Below are 24978 nucleotides of genomic sequence, written 5' to 3'. Positions count from 1 at the left end.
TCCAGGTTCGGTTAAGTTCTCAACCTTAAAAGAGCTTTTGTAAATATCAAGATGTCAAATAAGAGGGCGTTTTGTTGCGCATTAACTTAAATTTTTGTTAATTTATTGGGCTGTTAAAAAACCGATAGGAAAATAACAACGATAACATAACCAACGTAAACTCTGACCCCAAAGACTTTCAAAGTCTTTGGGGTCTCTTTTTTCTCCAACCCAGATCTTTAAGGGAAATCCTTTATTTTTGATCAAAGCATGTGCTAAAATGAAATACGACCAAATTCCCAACACCCTTTTTGTAAAGAACCGCAAAAAATTCATGGCCCGAATGCTGCCAAAAAGTATTGCGGTATTCAATTCCAATGATATCTATCCCATTAGCGCGGACAGCACAATGCCCTTTCAACAACATCGCGATATTTTCTATCTAAGCGGGGCGGATCAGGAGGAAACGATTCTGGTACTGTTTCCTGAGGCTTTGGACAAAAAGCATCGCGAGATCCTGTTCGTGAGGGAGACCAATGCCCATATTGCCGTTTGGGAAGGGGCTAAATTGACCAAGGAAAAGGCTGCGGAAATCTCCGGAATCGAAACCATTTATTGGTTGTCCGATTTTGACAAGGTGTTTTTTGACCTGATGACCGAGGCCGACATTATTTATTTAAATACCAACGAACACTATCGGCAAGCGGTAGAGACCCAAACACGCGAGGATCGATTTATTCAGGAATGTAAACGAAAATTCCCGGCGCATCAAGTGGCCAAAAGTAATCCCATATTACAACAGGTTCGTGGCCTAAAGGAACCCGAGGAAATAGACCTTATGCAAAAGGCGTGCAATATTACCGAAAAGGGCTTTCGGCGTGTATTGGAATTTGTAAAACCGGATGTATGGGAATATGAAATCGAAGCGGAACTGCTCCATGAATTTATACGAAATCGCTCAAAAGGGTTTGCCTATACCCCTATTATCGCCTCGGGAAACAATGCCAATGTGCTTCACTATATAGAGAACAACCAACAATGTAAGGATGGTGAACTGATTTTAATGGATGTTGCTGCGGAGTATGCCAATTACTCCAGTGACCTTACGCGAACGATTCCGGTAAATGGCAGATTTAACGAACGTCAAAAAGCAGTATACGAAGCTGTATTGCGCGTAAAAAAAGAGGCTACCCAAATGTTGGTTCCCGGAACAATTTGGGCCGAGTATCACAAGGAAGTAGGTAAGGTGATGACTTCCGAGCTTTTGGGTCTAAACCTTTTGGACAAGGCCGATGTACAGAATGAAGATAAAAACTGGCCGGCCTACAAAAAATATTTTATGCATGGCACCAGCCACCACATTGGATTGGACACCCACGATTATGGAGAGCTCAAGACCCCTATGAAGGCGAATATGGTATTCACCGTTGAACCGGGCATCTATATTCCCGAGGAAAAAATGGGGGTACGCTTGGAGGACAATGTGGTGATTCAAGAAAATGGGGAACCCTTTAATCTGATGCGGGATATTCCTATCGAATTGGAAGAAATAGAGGATTTGATGCACACATAAACAATGTCCTACTCCCCGAAAAGAATAATGGACTGGTTTTATCAGAGTTAGTCAAGTCCGATAAACAAAACAAGACTAGGAAGGTTGGCGAAGCCCAATCTTTATATTGATAAGGATGAAGATGGCCAAAGCAGGCAATACCCATCCCATACTTAATTGGCCTAACGGGATCCATTCTGAAATCCGGAGAATCGAATCCCTATAACCAATACTTCCCAAAAAATCGGGAATGCTAAAAAGCACGGTGGTAAACACCACCCATTTAAAAACTCGGGTCGAAGCAAACTTTTCGGGCACGACATTTAATAGAATCAAAACTATGGTAATCGGGTAAATGAACATTAGGGCCGGTAAGGCTACGGCAATGATATACCCCACATTGAATTGCCCTATGGCCACTCCAAGGATGCATCCGATCAATGCTGTTAGGGTATAGGCCATTTGCGAGTTGTTGAAACGATATTTTACAAAATCGGCTGTTCCCGTAATGATACCAACGGCTGTGGTAAAACAGGCCAAACCCACCAAAATGCTGAGAAACAGATTGGCCGTACTTCCCAAGGCATACTTGCCGATACCGCTCAGTAATGCCGTACGGCTAATGGCTTCATCAAATTCGGAATGCATTAAGGCTCCGGTCAGGATAAGTCCGGCATAAATTAGGAACAATCCCAATCCGGCCAGCCATCCGGCATTGGCGATTAGGGTTTTCTTTTCGTTGTATGGGGCATCGTCCATCTTAAGGTTTATGGAAACGATGATTACTCCGCCCACAACAACCGCCCCAATGGCATCGAAGGTTTGGTAACCCTCCAAGACACCATCTGTAAAGGGACTGTTAAACGCGATAGTCCCAAAATGGAATTCAAACGAAAAGAGGGTCGAACCGATAACCACTAAAAGAATAAGGATAATGGAAGGCGTTAACCACTTTCCGATTACATTTAGGATTTTGGAACGGTTTATAACAAAAATGAAGACCATTAGAAAATAGATAAAACTGGTTAAAATTGAGGAAGTTTGGAATACGGGGGCAATGGCCATTTCATGGGTAACGGCTGCCGTTCTGGGAGAGGGTAAGGCAATGGATATGGCATAGATCATAAAGGAATAGACCCAACTAAAGGTCGGGGAAACCTTTTTTCCCAAATCGAAAAGAGTACCCTGCAATCGGGCATGGGCCAAGATGCCCAAAATAGGAATCATAACCGCGGAAAGACAAAACCCAAGGATCACCACCCACCAAAGTTCTCCAGATCGAAAGCCCAAAAAAGGTGGAAGGATGAGATTGCCTGCACCAAAGAAAAGAGAGAACAATGCAAATGCAGTTATAAAAGTTTCTTTGGATACCTTCACTTTATCGATTTTTTTGAAATTGGAAAGGTAACCCAAAATTACGCTTTGTCCTAAGCTGTGTACCTTTCAGCCATGTTCTGGATTTTCTGAAAAGTTGCACTTTGTCGAATTTTTGAAAAGAAATGCCCGTCATACCCAATAAAAAACAGCGCTAAGGCGTTGTATGCTATATAATGCTCAACGGACATTGTAAGCAGTTAACCCAAATCCAGAATTTCGTGTTCATTTGACTCCCAATCATTTAACACGGCTTGATAAACCTACAAGTATGAAAAAGTTTTTTTGCAACCTTTTTGGCCACCATTATGCCGTCTCCAAGAAAGTTACCCATCACATTAAGGAATATAAATGTATCCATTGTGGTAAGGAGGTCACGACGGATGTCAGTGGAAATCTTTCCACTCTGACCCCGGAATTACAGGATATTAACAAGACCTTGGAAGGTATTTATCAAAAAAGACATAGAGCTGCACAGCAGGTAGCTTAACTATGCTTTGGCAAGAAGATTCCGTGCCCTAGGGGCAGGCGGAATTATGAGTTATTCCTGGAAATTGAGTAAGCACCCTTATTCTCCACTGTCGTTTGCCCCACAACAGTTTAGTAGGGATTGCCCTTGATTTTCGGGAATTTTTTTGAAATTAAATTAAACCGGCCCTAGGGCCGGTTTTTTGTTAGAGTTCTTTTTCGACGGAAGTATAGGATAGACCCGATGGCGAGCAAAGTTCCAAAAATGGAAGGTAAAAACTGACTATAAGGATGATATTGCGGTAAAACGGTACCTATAAAGGCGGCCAGCAGTGCGGTAAATGCCGCGATCATTTTATAGATATGTTCGTAAAGCCAGATGTTCCTGTAGCGTTCCGCTTTGATCAGATAACGAAGAAAATCATAGGCTATCATAATGAACAATGCGCCTACCGTACTGTAAATAATTACGGGAGACCAAATCATCCCAATAGCATCAAGGTAGTACAGGAAGTAGAGTCCTGAACTTAACGTTAAAAAGGCGACCAGGATATCCAATGGTTTTGGCTTGTTCGATTTTGATTTCAAAACACGATACCCGGAAAATGCCTGATACCCGCTCAACATGGTCAACGCTATCAAAAACTCGTTGGCCCCAAATGCAAAAACTCCCATTAAGGCCGTTGCAATCACTAGGGTAATTAAAACAAGGAAAACGAGTCCACTTCTTTTGTGCACTCTCCCGCCTTTTTTGGATAGTAATGCTACCAATCCCATCAACAGGGCAGTAGTTCCGGTGATGATATGAACTACAATATTAAGCTGATGTAAAAAAGTATAATCGCCCATGACCCTAAAGTTTTCACAAATGTGGAAATGGATCATGGATTACACGACCCAACCCATGGGCTGAAACCTATTGCACTATTTTTTCCTGAATTCCGAAGGTGCCGTTCCGGTATATTTTTTAAAGTAGCGATTAAAGGAAGATTTTGATTTAAAGCCACAGTCAAATGCAATTCCCAAAATGGACAGATGCCGGTAACCTGTCGATAGCAATCTCTTCTTTGCCTCTTCTACGCGATATTGATTGATGAAATCATAAAAGTTTTTCTGAAAATATTGATTGATGACCTGTGAAAGATGGGGAGGCGAAATCTGACTTTGTTCTGCAAGGAGGGTCAAGTTGAGGTCTTCGTTCAAGAAAGGTTTTTCTTGCTCCATATACGTGCTCAGTTGATTTGCCAAGATTTCGATTTTTGCCGGTGTGAGTCCCGATTTGGAGTAGGAAGCCTTTTCCGAGGGAGCCATTTTTGAATCCATTGTACGGACAGCATGCATATTGGAAAAAACCGCAGTCTGTCGAAATCCATAAAATACAAAAGCGATTAGCATGAGACACAGTGTTATCCCAACAAGGGCAAAGGCACTTTCGATAGGCAAAAGTTGAAAATGAATGGCTCCAAAAATCAGGAAGGAAGCCACCAAAAAAAGTAAAAAATAGGAGTAGACAATATAGTTCACCCACTTAAGGTTGACCTTTTCCTGGAACGAGAAAAATTCCACGATATTCTCGTTATGTTTCCTTAGCAACATCAAATCCCAAATACAATAGAAAAGTCCGGATAGGGCTAAGGGCACGGCATAATACTGCATCCAAACCGGCGGATTTTGTGGAAGTCGGAAAACGCCATTGGAAGCAATAAGGACAATTCCATCGTGCTCTTGTACCAAAAACAGCAACAGGATATATATGGGATAAACACCAAGATGTGCCAAAAGAATTTTCCATGTTACGGAACGCCCTGTCAATGCCAGAATATAGAGAAATAGTAGAGGTGCGCCCAATAACGGTAATCCAAAGGAGGCGATGGCCCAAACACTCTGGAGTTCAAAACGGTAAATGGTAACTCCATAAAAGGCGATTTGGCCTAGCGTAACCACTATCCAACACAGAAAAAAGTAGTCCTCTTGTTTTTTGTCCCTTTTAAACAGCAGAAGCAGAAACATTAGGGTGCCAATACCCAAGCCTGCGTTCAGGATAATTTCCATAAAAATGTATTATTCCGAACTACAAACTAACACATTTTAAGATAGGCCGGGGATTATTATCCGGAAAAAGAATTCCATCCTTGAGCGGTTAATGGAATTTGGTTTTCGCCCCGTGTAATTAAGTGGGCACCTAGCGATTCATCCGTCATATGCCCAATGATGGTCAAATTTGGATTGCCTTTGATTTTGTCAAAGTCTTTTTGGTCAATAGTAAAGAGCAATTCGTAATCCTCACCGCCACTGAGCGCCACTAAGGTACTATCCATTTTAAACTCCTCACAAGCAGATATGACGGTAGGATCCAAAGGAATCTTATTCTCGAACAGCTTACACCCCACTTGGCTCTGTTTACAGAGATGTAGTATTTCCGAGGATAGGCCATCACTAATGTCTATCATTGCCGTTGGCATAACCTGCAGGTTCTCCAAAAGCTCGATCATATCCTTTCGAGCCTCGGGTTTCAGTTGACGTTCCACGATATAGGAATAAGGTTCCAGATCGGGTTGGCTATTGGGGTTTACCTTAAAGACTTCCTTTTCCCGCTCAAGTACTTGTAGGCCCATATATGCTCCGCCCAAATCTCCGGTAACGACAAGTAAGTCGTTCGGTTTCGCCCCGTTGCGGTATACAATGTTCCCTTCCTTTGCCTCTCCGATTGCGGTTACACTAATAAGCATGCCCTTTGTGGAGGAAGTGGTATCCCCACCAGCCAAATCCACATTATAAAAGTTACAGGCCAGGGCAATGCCTTCGTAAAATTCTTCGAGCGCTTCCAAGGGAAATCTGTTAGAGACCGCAATGGATACCAAAATTTGAGAGGCCTTGGCATTCATGGCATAGACATCGGACAGGTTTACTACTACTGATTTGTATCCCAGATGTTTTAAGGGCATATAGCTGAGGTCAAAATGAACCCCTTCGATCAACAAATCATTGGTGACTACTGTTCTTGTATCCTCAAAATTGAGCACGGCGGCATCATCGCCAATACCTTTTATGGTCGATTTTAGATTAATGGGGAAGTCCTTTGTCAAATGATCTATTAATCCAAATTCTCCCAATTGCTCCAAGGAGGTGCGTTCCTGATTCTTGTTTTCCAGCATTCCGCAAAAATAAGGAGGATATAATATAAATAGTATCTTTATTGGAAAAGAACTTGAATTAGGCTATGAATCGGTTCTTCACACTTTTATTTTGTGTTCTCTTTTTTTCCGCTTGTTCCAACGGCGATGACAATAACAATTCGGATAATCAAGCACCGCAGGACAATATGGATGATGCGGTTGGTTTTACCCCTTGTGAGAATGGTACCGCTGGATCTTTTGCGTGTGATGGGTATGATTTATTGGGGCGAATTTCGTTGTCGGATTTTGGAGCAAGTTCTGGAAATGATATTTGGGGATGGACGGACGGTTCCACCGGCAAGGAGTATGCCTTAATGGGGTTGGATAACGGAACGGCCTTTGTAGATATTTCCGATACCGAGAATTTAGTGTATTTGGGAAAATTGCCAACTGCAACGGTAGCCAGTATTTGGCGTGATGTAAAGGTTTTTAATGACCATGCATTTATTGTTTCCGAAGCCAATGGCCATGGTATGCAGGTCTTTGATCTTACCAGATTGCGAAACGTAGCCGATCCACCGCAGACCTTCGATGAGGATGCGATATACACTGGGTTCGGCAATGCACATAATGTAGTGATTAATGAGGATACCGGATTTGCCTATCCCGTGGGTACGGCTCGGGACGATGCTTTTAACGGCGGGGCCCACTTTGTGGATGTCCAAGACCCTAAAAGTCCGGTTTCGGCTGGCGGTTATGGTGCCAATGGATATTCACATGATGCGCAGGTGGTCACCTATAACGGACCGGACGTGGATTATAGGGGTAGGGAAATCTACGTTGGTTCCAATGAAAACAGAATAGTGATTGCCGATGTTACTGATAAGGCAAATCCTTCGGAAATAGCAACCATACAGTACAGTAATATCGGTTATACCCATCAAGGATGGTTCACTGAGAACCAGAGCTACTTTATACTTGGAGACGAAACGGACGAAATAAGTTTTGGTTTCCAGTCCCGAACACTAATTTTTGATTTCACGGATTTGGATCAACCCGTATTGCATCATACGTATTTGGGACCGACCAGTGCTACAGACCACAATGGATATGTAAAGGGAAATCAATTCTTCCTGGCCAATTACACGGCCGGAATCCGTGTCCTTGATATTTCGGACATAGCAAATAGCAATGTAGTTGAGGAGGGCTTTTTTGATACCTATCCCCAAAATGACACTCCAGGGTTTGAGGGAGTATGGAGCGTTTACCCGTATTTTGAAAGTGGAAAAATCATTGTTAGTGATACGAATTCAGGACTTTTCGTAATCCGGAAATCGGATTGAAATAGTTACCCCAAGTCTTGAAAACAGATAGTAATGAAGAAGGTAATCGTTTTATTTTTTTTGATAGGCTCAATAAGCTGCTCCACGGACTCCGAAAATGAGTTTGGGGAAAATCGACCCACGGAAACAGAGGAAGAAGATAGTTTTGAGGGCAAAATTGATTGGGTAAGGAGTTTTGGCGGATCGGGAGAGGACACCCCGAGAACCCTGATTACCACATCGGATGGAGGCTATGCCATATTGGGATACACCAATAGTATCGATGGGGATCTTGCGGACAAAACTTTGGAGGTAAACGATTATTGGTTGTTGAAATTGGATGTCGACGGCAATTTGCAATGGAGCAAAACCTATGGAGGCAGTATGGATGATAGAGGGCAATGCGTGGTGCAGACCATGGACGGCGGTTATGTCATCACCGGCTACGCCATGAGCAGCGATGGGGATGGAAGTAACAATGAAGGTTTTCATGACAATTGGATCGTTAAGTTGGATGCTACGGGAAATATTGAGTGGGAACAGAGTTATGGATTTTCCGGGCATGATCATTCCTATGACGTATTGCAGACCAGTGATGGAGGGTATTTTTTTATTGGTTTTTTGGACATTACGGCGGCAAGGGCGGATGGATATGAGGAAAAGGGCTATTCCCTTACACGGCATGGTGTAGGAGAGTTTTGGGGAACCAAGATCGATGCACAAGGCAACATAGAGTGGCGAAGATATTTTGGGGGAACCAATAATGATAGGGCCCACGCAGTGGTGCAGGCGGATGATGGCGGCTTTGTTATGGCCGGGTTTTCGGAAAGTGATGATTTTGATATCTCCAATACTAAGGGCAGCTATGATTTCTGGGTGCTAAAAATCAACGCCCAGGGCAATTTGGCTTGGGAACGTTCATTTGGGGGTACTGGAATTGAAGTTTCACGGGACATTGTAAAAACCGAAGACGGGGATTACATAATTACGGGACATACCTTTAGTACCGATACCGATGTTTCCCAAAATAACGGGGAATCCGATGTTTGGATGATAAAAATTGATGATTCCGGAAATTTGTTGTGGGAAAAAACTTTTGGAGGTTCCCAATTCGATGCCGCCGAAAATATAAGTTTGGCGAGGGACGGGGGATTTATAATCTCCGGAAACTCCAAAAGCTCGGATACCGACCTCACTGGGAATAATGGAGAAAATGATATTTGGGTCATTAAGACCGATGCCGATGGTACTCTGATTTGGCAAGATAGTTATGGAGGGGCCGGATTGGACTTTGGATTTGATGCCCTTCAAAGTCAGGATGGAGGGATTCTCCTGGTCGGAGAGATGGACGACCCTGGCTTCCTAGAACTTCAAGGTAAGGGAAAGACAGACTTGGTCTTAATTAAAATCAAGTAATTTTCTTTTCCAAGTAGGTTTATCCCATAAGTTAATCTTATACTTTTATACGTTATAATAATGTTAGGAAATGTGGTAAAAACCCCACGATAACTTATATTTGTTTAACTATTTAGAATAAATCCAATTAAGATATGATTCAAGTATCGGAAACGGCCAAGCAAAAAGTTGTCACTTTAATGACAGAGGAAGGTTTTGATGCTTCCAAGGACTATGTTCGCGTGGGCGTAAAAAGCGGAGGTTGTAGCGGTTTGTCCTATGAATTGAATTTTGATAATAAGGTAGATGAAGCCGATAAGGTTTTTGAGGATAACGATGTTCGCATCATTGTGGATAAAAAGAGTTTTCTGTATCTCGTGGGTACTACCTTGGAATATTCAGGAGGATTAAACGGCAAGGGCTTTGTATTCAACAATCCCAACGCCCAAAGAACCTGTGGATGTGGTGAGAGTTTTTCACTCTAATTTGAAGATGGGATAATCTTCAAATCGAAGCATTTCCAAACTAACTAATCGAAAAAAATGGCATATACTGAAGAGGAATTAAAAAAAGAACTGGAAACCAAGGAATACGAGTATGGTTTCTATACGGATATTGAATCGGATACCCTTCCCAAGGGTCTTAGCGAGGAAATCGTAATAGCTATTTCCAAGAAAAAGGAAGAACCCGACTGGATGACGGAATGGCGTTTGGAATCTTATCGGTACTGGAAGGAAATGGTTGAACCTGAATGGGCCAACATTCACTACAAAAAACCTGAGTTTCAGGACATATCCTATTATTCGGCACCGAATAAAAAACCCAAATACAACAGTTTGGACGAGGTAGATCCCGAATTATTGGAGACTTTTAAAAAATTGGGGATTTCCCTTGACGAACAGAAAAAGTTGGCGGGTGTTGCGGTAGATATCGTTATGGACTCCGTTTCCGTGGCCACTACCTTTAAAAAGACCCTAGCAGAAAAGGGCATTATTTTTTGTTCCATTTCGGAGGCCATACAGGAACATCCGGAACTCGTCAAGAAATACATAGGCACGGTCGTTCCCCAAAAAGATAACTTTTATGCGGCCCTAAACTCGGCGGTATTTTCGGACGGGAGTTTCTGCTACATCCCCAAAGGGGTAAAATGCCCCATGGAACTCTCTACATATTTTCGGATAAATCAGGCGGGCACAGGCCAGTTCGAACGGACTTTGGTCATAGCGGACGAGGGTAGTTATGTTAGTTATCTGGAAGGTTGTACCGCTCCGTCCCGTGATGAAAACCAATTGCATGCAGCCGTTGTTGAGCTTATCGCATTGGACAATGCCGAAATAAAATACTCAACGGTACAAAATTGGTTTCCCGGGGATAAGGAGGGTAAAGGAGGCGTCTACAATTTTGTGACCAAAAGAGGATTATGTGAAAATAACGCTAAGATTTCCTGGACCCAAGTAGAGACAGGTTCCGCCATAACCTGGAAATATCCTTCCTGTGTTCTGAAAGGGAATAATTCCATTGGAGAGTTTTATTCCATTGCCGTGACCAATAATTTTCAACAGGCGGATACCGGAACAAAAATGGTACATTTGGGCAAGAATACCCGAAGTACTATTATATCCAAGGGTATCTCAGCAGGGCAATCGCAGAACAGTTATAGAGGTTTGGTACAGGTAAATAGTAGGGCGGAAAATGCACGGAATTTTTCGCAGTGCGATTCCCTTTTGATGGGCAATGAGTGTGGTGCCCATACCTTTCCCTACATCGAGGCCAAGAATAAATCGGCCCAGATAGAGCACGAGGCCACTACAAGTAAAATCGGAGAGGATCAAATCTTTTACTGTAACCAAAGGGGCATTGACACGGAAAAGGCCATCGCCCTAATCGTAAATGGTTTCAGTAAGGAGGTATTGAACAAATTACCGATGGAATTCGCCGTAGAGGCCCAAAAATTGCTGGAAATAAGTTTAGAAGGGTCCGTAGGATAGGATATTTTGATTATCTCCCTTTTTTGATGGGGGTTTTGGGGTTTTGACTTCCCCTAAGGACAGTATAAAAATGAAAAAGCTTTTAATAATTGTATTGGGGTTAGCCTTGATTGCCTGTAAGGAGCAAAAAAAGGAAATGGCCCATACCGATTCATCCGACTTTGAGACATCAATACCGGAAATAAAGCTTTATGTTTTTGACGGGGGTACCGTACAGGTAAATAAGCTGGGACTTTTTTCGCAGGATGGCACCTATGAAGGACAAAGTACGGAATTCGCGGATGCGTTTTATGTTATCAGCCATCCGGATGGGAATTTAATGTGGGATGCAGGCCTTCCTGAGAATCTGGTCGGGCTTAAGGAACCCTATACCTCTCCCGACGGGGCATTTACGGTTTCCAGAAAGGATTCCGTAATCAATCAACTGAAAAGTATCGGGTTAACTCCGGAAGATTTTAAATATATAGCATTGTCCCACACCCATTTTGACCATAGTGGTCATGCCAATGTTTTTAAGGAGTCGACCTGGTTGGTTCAAGAAGCGGAATATGATTTTATAACCAGTAAGGAAACCCGGAAAAACAATGCGGATAGCTACAATGCTATCAAAGGATTGACCCGTATTAAGAAGCTAAAGGGTGATTTTGATGTGTTTGGGGACGGTAGTGTAATTATAAAGTTTATGCCGGGCCATACCCCGGGCCATCAGGTATTGTACGTAGACTTAGCAGACCACGGCCCCTTGCTCTTAACAGGAGATCTCTATCATTTTTCCGATAATAGAAAGTTTAAAAGAGTCCCTATTTTCAATCATGATATATCCAAGACCAGGGCCAGTATGGATGCCTTTGAGGCGTTTGCCGAGGAGAAAAAGGCCAAGGTATATTTACAACATTCCAAAAAAGACTTTAATGAGATGCCTAAGGCACCAGAATATTTGAAATAAATTGAAATAACTATGCTAAAGATAAGTAACCTGCATGCAGGTGTAGAAGGAAATGAAATATTGAATGGCATCAACCTCGAGGTAAATGCGGGGGAAGTACATGCCATAATGGGCCCCAACGGTTCCGGTAAAAGTACCTTGGCAGCAGTGATTGCAGGCAAGGAGGAATTTGAGGTTACCGAAGGCACCGTAGCTTTGGATGGGGAGGATTTGGAGGACTATGCTCCTGAAGAACGTGCCCACAAAGGAATTTTTATGTCTTTTCAATATCCTGTTGAAATTCCAGGGGTAACCGTTACTAACTTCATGAAAACGGCGATTAACGAATCCAGAAAAGCAAAGGGCTTGGAGGAGATGCCCGCCAATCAAATGTTGAAACTGATCCGTGAGAAGTCGGAACTTCTGGATATAGATCGAAAGTTCTTGTCCAGATCCTTGAACGAAGGTTTCTCGGGAGGTGAAAAGAAAAGGAATGAAATCTTCCAAATGGCGATGTTGGAGCCCAAACTGGCCATTCTGGACGAAACGGATTCCGGTTTGGACATCGATGCACTTCGTATCGTGGCGAATGGTGTAAATAAGTTGAGAAGTAAGGAAAATGCGGTTATCGTCATTACCCACTACCAGCGTCTATTGGAATACATTGTACCGGATTTTGTACATGTACTCCATGAAGGAAAGATTGTAAAGTCCGGTCCCAAGGAACTGGCCTTGGAGTTGGAAGAAAAAGGATACGATTGGATCAAAAACGAAGCTGTGGTTTAATTGTAATCTGTAAGAAGTTGGCCGGAAGTTAGATACATAGCTTACCAAATACCGAATACTATTTACTGAATACTAAAAAATGGATTTAAAAGATAAACTCATATCATCCTTCATGGCTTTCGAAAGCAATGTGGATATTGATCATCCTGTTCATGATGTTCGTGTTGAGGCAATGAAGAATTTTGAGACGAAGGGATTCCCGAACAAGAAGCTGGAAGCTTGGAAATATACCTCGTTGAATAGCCTTCAAAAGGTGAACTTCAGCATTTTTCCCAAGGAAGTCAGTGCCTTGGAATATAAGGATGTTAAAAAGTATTTCCTACACGAAATGGATACCTACAAAATAGTATTTGTAGATGGTATTTATAGCTCCTTTTTATCCGAGACCACACATGATGGCGTGGATATTTGTTTAATGAGTTCTGCCCTTACCAAGCCTATGTACAAGCCGGTAATCGATGTTTACTTCAACAAAGTGGCGTCCAACGACGAATCCCTGACTACCTTGAATACGGCGTTCAGCAGGGAGGGGGCTTATATTTATATTCCAAAGAACAAAATGCCCAAAAAACCGGTAGAGATCGTGCATTTTGCCACCGGGAACGAAGCTTCATTGATGTTGCAACCACGGAATTTGATCGTGGTGGAGGAGAACGCCGAATTGCAGGTTATAGAACGGCATCAGAGCTTAACCAGTAATGAAGTGTTGACCAATTGTGTTACGGAGATTTTTGCCGCGGAAAATGCTATTGTTGATTATTACAAGGTACAGAACGATACGGCTTCTTCTTCGTTGATAGATAATACCTATATCGATCAAAAGGATAAGAGCGTGGTTAAGGTACATACCTTTTCCTTTGGGGGGAAGTTGACAAGGAATAACCTTAACTTCTATCAGAACGGAGAATATATAGACTCTACCATGAAGGGGGTCACCATATTGGGAGAAAAGCAGCATGTGGACCATCATACCTTGGTACATCATATAGAACCGAATTGCGAAAGTCATCAAGATTACAAAGGCATTTACGGGGAGAGTTCTACCGGCGTGTTTAACGGAAAGATTATTGTGGATAAGATAGCCCAAAAGACAAATGCCTTTCAGCAAAATAATAATATCCTGATCAGTGACAGGGCCACTATCAACACAAAACCCCAGTTAGAGATTTTCGCGGACGACGTAAAATGTTCGCATGGTTGTACTATTGGCCAGTTGGACGAGGAGGCACTTTTTTATCTACAATCCCGGGGTATTCCCAAAAAGGAAGCCAGGGCCTTATTGATGTATGCCTTTGCCAATAATGTTCTGGAAAGCGTACGGATTCCTGAGCTGAAGACCAGGATCAACAAACTTATTGCCAATAAATTAGGGGTTAATTTGGGATTTGATCTTTAGATTATCGATTTTAAGGATTTATTAAGTTAGGTTTAACGGATGTTCGTATTGAATTAACAGGACCTTATATTTTCGGACATGTCATTTCTGCTAGTTTAGCGACATAGAAAATTTTCTAATCAAAAAACAAGCAAAATGACAAAAAAATTACTCTTAGGTCTTTTATTACTTTTATCCCTACAAGCAATTTCCCAAGATAAAAATTGGGGTGTGGAAGCAAATTATCCAATATTGCTTGGGGACGATTATCTCCAGGATTATAATGGATTATTGGATTTAGGTCTCAATTACAGATTTATAAGCCTAGGGGTTTTTGATATTGGCGTAGGGATTAATGGTGGAATTTTCCGAAATGTAAATGGTAGGAATTCAAATATTAAAATAGTTGGTGAAGCATTTTATTTACAACCAAGGGTTTTTACGGAACTGAAGTTAATGAGATTTCGCCCTTCCCTTGGTGTCGGATATTCCATATGGAATTCAGGTGTAGAGGTCGAGGAAAATGGAGAGATTATTTCCGACAATAGTGATTCAAATGGCGGTTTAAATTTGAATCTTGGGATTTCCTACGATATCACAAAACGCTTTTTTGTAAAGGCGCAATATGACTTTACTCGTCTAAATATTAGGGATACCTTTGAACAGGGAGGTGAAGCTTTTGATGTTGAAATAAATGAGAATGTAGATATCATTAAGTTAGGTGTTGGATTTCGTTTTTAAGAATCTTGTTCCCTGTAAATTCTTTCTCTTCCATTCCCGAGTAGGCCAATAAGTTTCCAAATAGTAGGTATCTTTACAGTTTAACTGAATTGCTATGTTCGATGTAAAAAAAATCCGAGGCGATTTCCCCATACTCACCCGAAAAGTCAATGGCAAACCCTTGGTGTATTTGGATAATGCGGCCACTTCGCAGACCCCCCAACAGGTAATCGATGTTATTGTAGCGTATTATGGCAACTACAATGCCAACATTCATAGAGGGGTACATGCATTGTCCCAGGAAGCTACGGACAAGTATGAAGAGGCACGAAAAAAGATTCAGGAGCATTTTAAAATCGCCAAGGCCCATGAGATTATTTTTACGTCCGGAACCACCCATGCCATAAATTTAGTAGCCAACGGATTTTCCTCGTTTTTAAGGCAAGGGGATGAAATACTGGTTTCGGCCATGGAACACCATTCCAATATTGTACCGTGGCAAATGCTGGCCGAAAGAACGGGGGCGGTTCTAAGGGTAATCCCTATGAGCCTGGACGGGGAATTGGAAATGGACGCATATGAACAATTGCTTTCGGACAGGACCAAGCTCGTATTTTGCAACCATGTTTCCAATGCTTTGGGAACCATTAACCCGATTCAGGAAATCATTGATAAGGCACATGAAGTAGGAGCCGCAGTTTTGATCGATGGTGCTCAGGCAGCTCCACATATCAAGGCGAATCTTCAGGAGCTGAACGTAGATTTCTACACGGTCTCCGCCCATAAGATGTGCGGGCCTACAGGAGTGGGCATGTTATACGGAAAAGAAAAATGGCTCAATGCCCTGCCTCCGTATCAAGGGGGTGGGGAAATGATAGCCGAAGTTACTTTTGAAAAGACTACCTATGCTGATTTGCCCCACAAATTTGAGGCAGGAACCCCAAACATTTGTGGCGGAATTGCTTTTGGGGCAGCTTTGGACTACATGAATGCCATTGGACTTGAGGCCATAGCTGAATACGAAAACGAACTATTGGATTACGCTACCCAGAAATTATTGGAAATCGATGGCCTCAGAATTTATGGCACCGCCAAGAATAAGACTTCCGTAATTTCCTTTAATATTGAGGGCATTCATCCCTATGACATAGGAACCATTTTGGATAAATTGGGCATTGCAGTACGCACGGGGCATCACTGCGCCCAACCCATAATGGATTTTTACAAGATTCCGGGAACGGTACGCGCCAGCTTTAGCTTTTACAATACCAAGGAAGAAGTCGATGTTTTGGTGGAAGGTGTTCGACGGGCAAAATCCATGTTGCTCTAAACAAGCGAAGTTATCATTCTCTTAAATTGTTGATAACCATCGATTCTTGTTGTATTTTTACCGAAAATCAATATATGACCATTGAAGAAATTCAGGAGGAAATTGTGGACGAGTTTTCCTTATTTGATGATTGGATGCAACGGTACGAATACATGATAGAACTAGGCAAGTCACTTCCTTTGATAGAGGAAAAATATAAGACCGACGACAACATTATCAAGGGCTGCCAAAGCAAGGTATGGGTACATGCCGAGTTGGAGGATGACAAATTGGTGTTTACCGCGGATAGTGATGCCATTATCACCAAGGGCATCATAGCTATTTTAATACGATCGTTCAGCAATCAAAAACCTCAGGATATCATAAATGCGGAAACCGATTTCATTGATGAAATAGGTCTTAAGGAACATTTATCGCCCACACGGGCCAATGGATTGGTCAGCATGATCAAGCAGCTAAAACTATATGCGGTGGCCTATCAAACACAATTAAACTAGGAAAAATGAGTGAGGAAATAACCAAAATTGATACCCAGGAATTGGGGGAGAAAATCGTAAAGGTGCTGAAGACCATTTACGATCCTGAAATCCCTGTTGATATTTATGAACTGGGCCTCATATACGATGTTTTTGTAAATGAGGACAATGAGGTAAAGATCTTAATGACCTTAACATCGCCCAACTGCCCGGTAGCGGAGACCTTACCGGTTGAAGTGGAGGAAAAAGTGAAGTCCCTGGACATGGTAAGTGATGCTGAGGTAGAGATTACCTTTGACCCTCCCTGGACCCAAGATTTAATGAGCGAGGAAGCCAAGTTGGAGTTAGGACTACTTTAAATAGGAAATACAATTTTAGAAGTACAAAATTTCCCGTTTTGGAATTTGGAATTTGGAATTTGGAATTTGGAATTTTCTTGGTTAATCATTTGGATAAGCACTTGAGGATAATAACATGAAACTTAAAGAAGAACCCATAGTAAACCGCGTGACTCAAAGCAAATTGGTCACTTTTAATTTGGAAGAGTATTATCCGGAAGGCAAAAGGATGCTTTTGGATATCAAGGATTGGTTGTATGAAGGGTTCATTCTTAGGGAAAAGGAATTTAGGGCCCAGGTTGCGAATCATACTTGGGAGCAGTATCAGAATTCATATGTTGCACTGACCTGTTCTACCGATGCCATAGTCCCGGGATGGGCCTATATGTTGGTAATGACCCGTTTGCAACCTTATGCCAAAAAAGTAGTCCAGGGAACGTTGACGGATATGGAGACCATCCTGTTCCACTCTGTAATAGAAAACTTGGATATTGATGATTTTAGGGATAAACCGGTAATCATTAAAGGATGTTCCGATAAACCCGTTCCTCCAAACGCTTATTTGTGGATAACTGCCAAACTACAAACGGTTGCCAAAAGCGTTATGTACGGTGAAGCCTGCTCTTCCGTCCCGCTCTTCAAGTGCAAATAATTGTTGACAACCTTGTTCATTATTTGTTTACATGTTTAAATTTGTAGTTCATAAACTATAACTAAACACTAAACATTATGAATAAGTTAGTATTTGCGCTAGCAGCTTTTCTTATGGTATCCGCGGTTTCGGCACAGACACTTGAAGAGCTCAAGACCGAACAGAAGGCCAAAAAGGATTCTATTGCCGACATTCAAGGGCGGGTAGATGCCCTACAAGGACAAATTGATGCCTTCCCAGGTTGGAAAAAGGGTGCCTTTGGAACTATAGGGGCCAACATTTCTGGATTCAACAATTGGTATGCCCAGGGAACGCCCAACAACTCTTCCGGAAACATTGGAGCTACCCTTAATGCCTTTGCCAACCTGAACCAGGAAAAGTTTTTTTGGAGAAATTCGGGAAATATTAATCTGCAATGGGTAAAGTTGGACGATAAGGATAGTGATACCGACGATGAGGGCTTCAACGGTACCACGGATGTTTTTAACCTCACGTCCCTTTATGGGTACAAATTGAGCGAGAAATTTGCAATCTCGGCTTTGGGCGAATACCGGACCACGATTATAAATAACTTCAACGATCCCGGTTATCTGGATTTGGGAATCGGGGCCACTTGGACACCCATTACGGATATGGTCGTGGTTATTCATCCACTTAACTATAATTTTGTTTTCAGTAGTGAGGATGACATTTATGAATCTTCGTCCGGGGCCAAAATCTTGGTGGATTATACCCGACAAATAGGGGATATTAACTTTAAGACCAATTTCTCTACCTTCCAGAGCTATGAAAATGGGGATCTTTCCAACTGGACATGGATCAACTCTTTTGGATATACTTTATGGAACGGCATAGGACTTGGGTTCGAATTCGGTCTTAGGAACAATAAACAGGAAGCCTTGGATTATGCCATAAACAAAGCGCCTACCCCAGATCCTGATGCAACCTTTGATAGCATTGACAATGATTTGCAGACCTACTGGATCTTTGGACTCAACTATTCTTTTTAAAATACAGGGTTTCTTGTTAGAAAGTAAAAGGCCCGACATAATCGTCGGGCCTTTTCCGTTAAGTAGGATACATTTAATTTGTTTGCACAGTCAAATAAAATCGAACTCAATATTCGGTAAAGATTTAGGCGGTGCCATCCCAATAGCTATTGGGATCAATTTCCGTTAAGTTACGTTCTCTTCTGGGACAATGATTAAACCTTTAAATACATTGCTAATGTAGTTTTACGGAGTACCATGCTTAAATTTTTGTTGTGAAAGGAATGCTATTTGTTGTGAACAACGTTAAAATGTGTTGTATCATCGATGAAATGCATGATAAGCACTTTGATTTTTTGAAAATAAAAAAAGCCCGGACTGTGGGGTACGGGCCATTTTTTAGTTAAGTAGGTTAATGTAAAATTTGGTCTTAAGCTTGTAGGTTTGAATTTTGGTTTTTGGGGAAACCTCCATTCTCTTTTGGTTAAGTTCAAGGTGTCGGTTTGGGGTCAACACTATCACTTAATTACACTGTAAATGTAGTACGGATATCCGATAGTTCTAAATTATTGTTGTGAACCGAGCCTAATTTGTGGTGAAAAAATTAACCGACCGATTTCATCGATGAACGGCATCCTTTTCAAGCAAAAAATCGTGCTACCCGTAATCGAGATTTTCCGGATATAGGAAATTATTATAGGGGAATCTACTTACATGGATTTCCCTAACAGCATGATATACCTTGCTTCGAAACTCATCCAAATTATCCTTGTTCAGGGCGGAAATAAAAAGCACATTATCGCCTAGACGCTGCATCCATGTCCGTTTCCACTCTTCCATGGTAAAGTGTCTTGAAGTTCTTTCGGTCACCAAATCATCTTCGTCCAAGGTCTCATGTGAATATTGGTCTATTTTATTGAAAACCATTATCATCGGCTTTTCGGCACTATTGATCTCATCCAAAATCTGGTTTACGGAATCTATATGCTCTTCAAATTGGGGGTGGGAGATATCCACTACGTGCAGCAATAAATCCGCTTCCCGTACCTCATCCAAGGTACTTTTAAAGCTCTCCACCAATTGGGTCGGAAGTTTCCGAATGAAGCCTACCGTATCGCTCAGCAAAAAAGGAAGGTTGCCAATGACCACTTTCCGTACTGTGGTGTCCAAAGTGGCAAAAAGTTTGTTCTCGGCAAAAACATCGCTTTTACTTATTACGTTCATTAAAGTGGATTTACCGACATTGGTATAGCCTACGAGCGCTACGCGCACCAATGAACCTCGGTTACCGCGTTGGGTCTCCATTTGCTTGTCTATCTTGGCAAGCTTCTTTTTTAATAAGGAAATCCGGTCCCGAACGATACGACGGTCCGTTTCAATTTCCGTTTCCCCCGGGCCGCGCATCCCGATACCTCCACGTTGGCGTTCCAAGTGGGTCCATAGGCCGGTCAGTCGTGGCAATAGATACTCATATTGGGCCAGCTCTACCTGGGTACGGGCATAACTGGTCTGTGCACGTTGGGCAAAAATATCCAGGATAAGTCCCGTACGATCCAGGATTTTGCAGCGCAACAGCTTTTCGATATTGTTTTGCTGGGCAGGGGTGAGCTCATCGTCAAAAATAACGGATCCTATTTCGTGCTCTTTGACGTAGGTCTCTACCTCCTTCATCTTTCCACTGCCAATATAGGTTCTGGGATTGGGAACTTCTACGCGCTGTACAAAACGTTTGGTTACCTCTCCACCGGCGGTATAGGTCAAAAACTCCAGTTCATCCAGGTATTCGGTTACCTTTTCCTCGTTTTGCCCCCTATTGATAACGCCGATTAAAACGGCCTGCTCATGATCTATGTGCTGCTTTTCTAACATATGAAATTGCAAAGTGCAAATTTAAGCAATATGGGCCAAGCTATTTTCGTAAATTGAGCTTCCCAAAAAAGAGAATGCATGCTTTTTTCATTTTTTAAGAGAAAGAAAAGCAAACAGCTACATACGATAGCGTTTTATAATCTAGAAAATTTATTTGATACGGTAGATGACCCGGATACCTTGGACGATGACTTTACACCAAAAGGACCTAAAAAATGGTCAGATAGGCGATATCAAAAGAAAGTAAGCAAATTGGCCAAGACCATTTCCGAAATCGGGAACGAATCTGCCCAAAACCCACCTGTCCTGGTGGGGGTCGCCGAAGTGGAGAACAAAACGGTTATGGACGACCTTATTACATCGGAACCTTTACAAGGTATCGATTATGGTTATGTACATTATGACTCCCCGGATGAACGTGGTATCGATACGGCATTGATTTATCACAAAAGCAGTTTTGAAGTACTCCATTCGGAACCTATCGCCTTGTTGGTCTATGAACTGGATGGGTTACGGGATACTACTAGGGATATTCTATACGTTCATGGAAAATTAAACGGGGAAGAAGTCCATATTTTTGTAAACCACTGGCCTTCCCGTAGGAGCGGTAAGGTAGAGACCGGATATAAACGCGTACAGGCGGCCGAGACTATACGGGAATTTATGACTGCCCTGGAAATGAAAATCCCTGACCCCAATTACATCGTTATGGGAGATTTTAATGATGACCCTTCTTCCGAGAGTATCCGGACCTTGATGCAATCCACCACCTTGTACAATCCTATGGAAAAGCTACATTCACCGGAAAGGGGGAGTGCCAATTATAAGCGCAGTTGGAGTCTTTTTGATCAGATTATGGTCTCGCACAATTTCTTTAACTATGAAAAAGGGACCCATAGCTTTGCCCACGCCAATATCTTTGACGACCGTTTTTTGACCGAATGGACAGGGAAGTATAAAGGGAGCCCTTATAGAACCTATGTAGGGCGTAAATATTTAGGAGGTTATAGCGATCATTTTCCCGTATACATACAATTGAAGTACAATAGATAAGGATTTTAGACCTTTTTGATTTCGGTATCTTCCAACAAATCCTCATTTCGCAAGCGCAGAAAAACCTGTGCCGTGGTCACTACATCACCTTCGCAATACAAAATAATTCTATCCAAGTCGTTGTCTTCATAGTAAACCTCACGTACCTTACTACCGTCAATATCTTCCTTGGGTGAGGGAATGCCCAAAACATGGGCCAATAACTTTAAAGAGGTATAGTGTTTGTAATCCCCAAATTTCCATAGTTCCATGGTATCCAGATGGGGTACCTCCCATGGTTTTTTTCCAAAAAGGTTCAGTTTGTAAGGCAATGAAATGCCGTGTACAAGCATGCGCCTTGCGATATACGGGAAATCGAATTCCTTGCCATTATGTCCACAAAGCAGATGTTTTGGTAAACTAAAATGACCATCCAAAAGGTTTTTAAAGTCCTTTAGGATTTTTATCTCTTCCCCATGAAAAGAGGTTACCCTAAAGTTCCGGACGCCCTCTTTTAGGTTAAAATAACCTACGGAAATACAGATGATCCTTCCAAATTCCGACCAGATGCCGGCGCGATCATAGAACTCCGCTGCCGTAATCTCCTCCTTTCTCTGGTATTGGGTTTTTTGTTCCCAAAGCTCTTGCTCCGTATGGCTCAATTCTTCAAAAGTGGCCTTTTGTGGAACGGTCTCTATATCCAAAAACAAGATATCTTCCAAATTGATTTTCTGTAACATCTTAGGGTTGTTTTAGGAAAAGGTAAACGTTGGCATGATTTATTGCAATGGAATCCTTTTTAACGTAAAAGCCCAAATCGGCAAAGACAACCTTGGCAAAAGCGCTATCATTCTTGAATTCCATAACCAGTTTTTCAGGGTCAATGGAATATAGATTTCTTCCATACTGGGTAAGTTCCCTGAGTTTGGGTTCCAGGGGTATTTCCAAGAAGGTCTGGCCATCGACCTTTTCATGTAGGGTTAATAATGGCAATTTTGAACGATACTTCATAAAACAGGAACCTAGGGATATGCTATCGGCAGTGCTCGCATCGATACTTAATTTGGTGAAAATGGAGTAGTCGGAGATATCAAAATTTTGAACGGTATTTCCATGGGCATAATAGTTATAATAATTCCCATGGACATTCTCCAGCTCCAGCTCTTTTGGATCCAGAACAACCCCCAAGGAATCCAATACTTTTTCAGTATCGAGCCAACCGTAAGTTTTTAATTTTCCATCTACGGTATCCTTAAGGATTTCTTGCAGGGATAGCCCGGTCCCAGTGACAACATCCAATTGTGACAATGTATTTCGATCATCCAAATAGGAAAGAATGGATTTCAGTTGTCCATACTCTTTGGAGCTTGCCCTATTATCTTTGGATGCCACTTCTTTATACACTTTTTGAAACTCCCGGATTTGGCTCTTCCTTGAAATACTGAAAGCTCCCCAAAAGCCGAAGGAAGAAAGAATCGTCAAGATAAAAAGTGATATAGGCAAGACTTTTAAACGTTTCTTTGCATCAAAAAGAAGGTAAATGGCCATGCCCAAAATCCAGAAAGCACCGACCAAAACAAAATAGCGGTTTTCCGTGAACCCATAATCCCCAATACGCCTAAAAATCGCTACGAAGAGTAGGAGGATCAAAGGCAGCAGCAATAGATAAAACCATGGATAAAATCGGTTTATCACCCATGATTTGATGGAATTCTGTACGGGGTTGATGATAATCTGTACCAAAAAACCCAATAACGATAGGGCCGTTACCAGGTAGGACACCCAACCTTCCGGCAATTCCCATTGGATTAAAATCTTTAAACCATATGCATATAGTATCAGAATGTATAGAAGTACCAAAGGAATCAAAATATATTTTACAAATACTTCCAAGGCCTTGTTAAATGCTATTGTTCTATTCCCTAGTATTTCCTTTGGAAAATCCGATAGATAGATCCACGTATTCACGATTCCCAAACAAAAGACGAACAACTGGCCGTAACGTTCTCCTTTAATATCAACATTGAACAGCGAATCTATGGCCAACAATGCCAATACAAGTCCTAAATACAATACCCCGGAAAAAAAGGCGCTACGAATAATGGCATATCCTACTAATTTTAGATAATTCCAGTAGGCCTCTTTATTCCACTTTACCGCAAAGGGCGCAAAAAGCACGAATAGATGTCCGGCTATGAAGTAGAGAAAAAAACGGACAAAATAGGTCGGATCAACATCGGACACACTTAAATCTGGTAAATGCCAGTAAAAAAGGAACAACAGAACCAAAACGATCAACTTTAGACCGATCCATTTTTTAGGATTTTTCAATTGTTCCAGGAAAAACTGTGTTCCTATGAGCCAGCTTACACCTAACGAAAGGGTTAATAATAGGTCGGAGTACTTTTCGAGCAGTTCACCTGAGTTGTCCTCGAGAAGAAAGATAAAGAAAAACGACCCAAGAATGGCCCAAACCAAGGTGACTGGGAAACGCTTAAAGGCATTCTGGGCTTTGCCGGTAATATCTATGAGTGAGGGGAACTTCATAAGAAATTGTCTTGAACTCAATATACGAACAAATTTGCAAAGGCTAGAACTACGCTGTCTTTTTGCCCTGCGAAAGGCACTTGGCAGGAAGCTGCTTGGAGAAAAACCGAAAACCGACTTTATGGTCGGTCTTTTGATTCAAAGAATACTATGTTAAATATGAAATCTCCTCTAAAATAACTACTTCATCGACGAAATACACGCTGGGCCCAACAACATCGAATAGTAATGGGAAGACCGACCAATTGGTTTGAAGTAATTAAAATAGCGATTGTTGCTTAACGGGATTCTCATGGTTTAAGAGCCACTTTTTCCGATGAAGCCCCCCGGCATAACCGACCAGGGAACCATCACTTCCGATTACCCGATGACAAGGTACAACTATCCATAACGGGTTTTTGCCGTTGGCTGCGGCGACGGCTCGAATGGCCTTTACGTCTCCCAAGGTTTTGGAAAGTTCCAAATAGGAAACGGTCTTTCCATAAGGAATTTCCTGAAGTGCCAACCAAACCTTTTTTTGAAAATCGGTTCCCTGTGGATTCAAGTTAAGGCTAAAGGACTTTCGTTTTCCCTCAAAATATTCCTGAAGTTGATATGCCGCATCCTCAAGAACCTCCGGAACGACCTCCGTTATTTTTTCATCCGTATCCAGAACGGTTATGCTAGAGAGCCCCATGGCATCACCTTCCAGTTTGGCAACCCCCAAAGGCGTTTCGATATAAGATTCAACCATAACCTTTAAATA

Annotated in this window: 24 protein-coding genes; 16 read left to right on the top strand and 8 right to left on the bottom strand. The window is 42.0% G+C overall.

Annotated elements, in window-relative coordinates; all coding sequences use genetic code 11:
• Positions 1-259: 259 nt before the first annotated feature.
• Positions 260-1552 (top strand): aminopeptidase P family protein, encoded by a 1293-nt coding sequence (locus ACO06Y_RS04520; protein WP_422082640.1) that lies wholly within the window; start codon positions 260-262, stop codon positions 1550-1552.
• Positions 1553-1627: 75 nt separating this feature from the next.
• Here the strand turns inward: ACO06Y_RS04520 and brnQ are convergent, their stop codons facing one another.
• Complete coding sequence (brnQ, locus tag ACO06Y_RS04515; RefSeq protein WP_422082639.1) at positions 1628-2908, bottom strand: branched-chain amino acid transport system II carrier protein; 1281 nt, start codon at positions 2906-2908, stop codon at positions 1628-1630.
• Positions 2909-3176: 268 nt separating this feature from the next.
• Here brnQ and ACO06Y_RS04510 point away from each other — a divergent pair, with 268 nt between their 5' ends.
• Complete coding sequence (locus tag ACO06Y_RS04510; protein ID WP_422082638.1) at positions 3177-3395, top strand: hypothetical protein; 219 nt, start codon at positions 3177-3179, stop codon at positions 3393-3395.
• A 167-nt stretch (positions 3396-3562) separates the two neighbouring features.
• On the opposite strand, the gene ACO06Y_RS04505 is transcribed toward ACO06Y_RS04510, so the two are convergent.
• The 3 genes from ACO06Y_RS04505 to thiL all read right to left on the bottom strand — a co-directional run bounded on the left by ACO06Y_RS04505 (position 3563) and on the right by thiL (position 6528).
• Entirely contained in the window at positions 3563-4222 is a 660-nt protein-coding gene (locus ACO06Y_RS04505; RefSeq protein WP_422082637.1) for a hypothetical protein, read from the bottom strand.
• A gap of 75 nt (positions 4223-4297) precedes the next feature.
• Positions 4298-5425: a helix-turn-helix domain-containing protein gene (locus ACO06Y_RS04500; protein ID WP_422082636.1), complete on the bottom strand. Its 1128-nt coding sequence runs from the start codon at positions 5423-5425 to the stop codon at positions 4298-4300.
• A 56-nt stretch (positions 5426-5481) separates the two neighbouring features.
• Entirely contained in the window at positions 5482-6528 is a 1047-nt protein-coding gene (gene thiL / locus ACO06Y_RS04495) for a thiamine-phosphate kinase (RefSeq protein WP_422082635.1), read from the bottom strand.
• A 65-nt stretch (positions 6529-6593) separates the two neighbouring features.
• Here thiL and ACO06Y_RS04490 point away from each other — a divergent pair, with 65 nt between their 5' ends.
• The 13 genes from ACO06Y_RS04490 to ACO06Y_RS04430 all read left to right on the top strand — a co-directional run bounded on the left by ACO06Y_RS04490 (position 6594) and on the right by ACO06Y_RS04430 (position 18806).
• Entirely contained in the window at positions 6594-7832 is a 1239-nt protein-coding gene (locus ACO06Y_RS04490) for a choice-of-anchor B family protein (RefSeq protein ID WP_422082634.1), read from the top strand.
• A gap of 33 nt (positions 7833-7865) precedes the next feature.
• Positions 7866-9227, top strand: a complete 1362-nt coding sequence (locus ACO06Y_RS04485; protein WP_422082633.1) for a hypothetical protein — start codon at positions 7866-7868, stop codon at positions 9225-9227.
• 134 nt (positions 9228-9361) lie between these two features.
• On the top strand, positions 9362-9691 hold the full coding sequence (locus ACO06Y_RS04480) for a HesB/IscA family protein (RefSeq protein WP_120709869.1): 330 nt from the start codon (positions 9362-9364) through the stop codon (positions 9689-9691).
• A gap of 57 nt (positions 9692-9748) precedes the next feature.
• Positions 9749-11194 carry a Fe-S cluster assembly protein SufB gene (sufB, locus tag ACO06Y_RS04475; RefSeq protein ID WP_422082632.1) on the top strand — a complete coding sequence of 482 codons (1446 nt, stop codon included), beginning with the start codon at positions 9749-9751 and terminating at the stop codon, positions 11192-11194.
• A 70-nt stretch (positions 11195-11264) separates the two neighbouring features.
• On the top strand, positions 11265-12140 hold the full coding sequence (locus ACO06Y_RS04470) for an N-acyl homoserine lactonase family protein (RefSeq protein WP_422082631.1): 876 nt from the start codon (positions 11265-11267) through the stop codon (positions 12138-12140).
• A gap of 12 nt (positions 12141-12152) precedes the next feature.
• Positions 12153-12905: a Fe-S cluster assembly ATPase SufC gene (gene sufC / locus ACO06Y_RS04465; RefSeq protein ID WP_422082630.1), complete on the top strand. Its 753-nt coding sequence runs from the start codon at positions 12153-12155 to the stop codon at positions 12903-12905.
• Positions 12906-12984: 79 nt separating this feature from the next.
• Positions 12985-14301 (top strand): Fe-S cluster assembly protein SufD, encoded by a 1317-nt coding sequence (gene sufD, locus ACO06Y_RS04460; protein ID WP_422082629.1) that lies wholly within the window; start codon positions 12985-12987, stop codon positions 14299-14301.
• A 135-nt stretch (positions 14302-14436) separates the two neighbouring features.
• On the top strand, positions 14437-15021 hold the full coding sequence (locus ACO06Y_RS04455; protein WP_422082628.1) for an outer membrane protein: 585 nt from the start codon (positions 14437-14439) through the stop codon (positions 15019-15021).
• 94 nt (positions 15022-15115) lie between these two features.
• A complete protein-coding gene (locus ACO06Y_RS04450) occupies positions 15116-16330 on the top strand; it encodes an aminotransferase class V-fold PLP-dependent enzyme (RefSeq protein ID WP_422082627.1) in 1215 nt (404 codons plus the stop codon).
• A gap of 74 nt (positions 16331-16404) precedes the next feature.
• Positions 16405-16827: a SufE family protein gene (locus ACO06Y_RS04445; protein ID WP_422082626.1), complete on the top strand. Its 423-nt coding sequence runs from the start codon at positions 16405-16407 to the stop codon at positions 16825-16827.
• A gap of 5 nt (positions 16828-16832) precedes the next feature.
• Positions 16833-17165: a DUF59 domain-containing protein gene (locus tag ACO06Y_RS04440; protein ID WP_422082625.1), complete on the top strand. Its 333-nt coding sequence runs from the start codon at positions 16833-16835 to the stop codon at positions 17163-17165.
• Positions 17166-17280: 115 nt separating this feature from the next.
• Positions 17281-17796 (top strand): DUF2480 family protein, encoded by a 516-nt coding sequence (locus ACO06Y_RS04435; RefSeq protein WP_422082624.1) that lies wholly within the window; start codon positions 17281-17283, stop codon positions 17794-17796.
• Positions 17797-17873: 77 nt separating this feature from the next.
• The gene (locus tag ACO06Y_RS04430; protein ID WP_422082623.1) at positions 17874-18806 is read left to right on the top strand and encodes a DUF3078 domain-containing protein; all 933 of its coding nucleotides are present in this window, start codon (positions 17874-17876) and stop codon (positions 18804-18806) included.
• Positions 18807-19442: 636 nt separating this feature from the next.
• Here ACO06Y_RS04430 and hflX read toward each other — a convergent pair.
• A complete protein-coding gene (hflX, locus tag ACO06Y_RS04425; RefSeq protein ID WP_422082622.1) occupies positions 19443-20654 on the bottom strand; it encodes a GTPase HflX in 1212 nt (403 codons plus the stop codon).
• 78 nt (positions 20655-20732) lie between these two features.
• Here hflX and ACO06Y_RS04420 point away from each other — a divergent pair, with 78 nt between their 5' ends.
• A complete protein-coding gene (locus tag ACO06Y_RS04420) occupies positions 20733-21707 on the top strand; it encodes an endonuclease (protein ID WP_422082621.1) in 975 nt (324 codons plus the stop codon).
• A gap of 5 nt (positions 21708-21712) precedes the next feature.
• Here the strand turns inward: ACO06Y_RS04420 and ACO06Y_RS04415 are convergent, their stop codons facing one another.
• The 3 genes from ACO06Y_RS04415 to ACO06Y_RS04405 form a co-directional block, all read right to left on the bottom strand.
• Positions 21713-22426 carry a 3'-5' exonuclease gene (locus ACO06Y_RS04415; protein WP_422082620.1) on the bottom strand — a complete coding sequence of 238 codons (714 nt, stop codon included), beginning with the start codon at positions 22424-22426 and terminating at the stop codon, positions 21713-21715.
• Between the two features lies 1 nt (position 22427).
• Positions 22428-24233 (bottom strand): DUF4153 domain-containing protein, encoded by a 1806-nt coding sequence (locus tag ACO06Y_RS04410; protein WP_422082619.1) that lies wholly within the window; start codon positions 24231-24233, stop codon positions 22428-22430.
• 259 nt (positions 24234-24492) lie between these two features.
• Positions 24493-24966, bottom strand: coding sequence for a methylated-DNA--[protein]-cysteine S-methyltransferase (locus ACO06Y_RS04405; protein WP_422082618.1), 474 nt, complete (start codon positions 24964-24966; stop codon positions 24493-24495).
• Positions 24967-24978: the final 12 nt, after the last annotated feature.

It is taken from the genome of Ulvibacterium sp. (assembly GCF_965228935.1).
In the GTDB taxonomy this organism is placed as follows: domain Bacteria; phylum Bacteroidota; class Bacteroidia; order Flavobacteriales; family Flavobacteriaceae; genus Ulvibacterium.
Note: the sequence above shows the minus strand (reverse complement) of the source record. Positions and strands in the feature narration are given on the sequence as shown.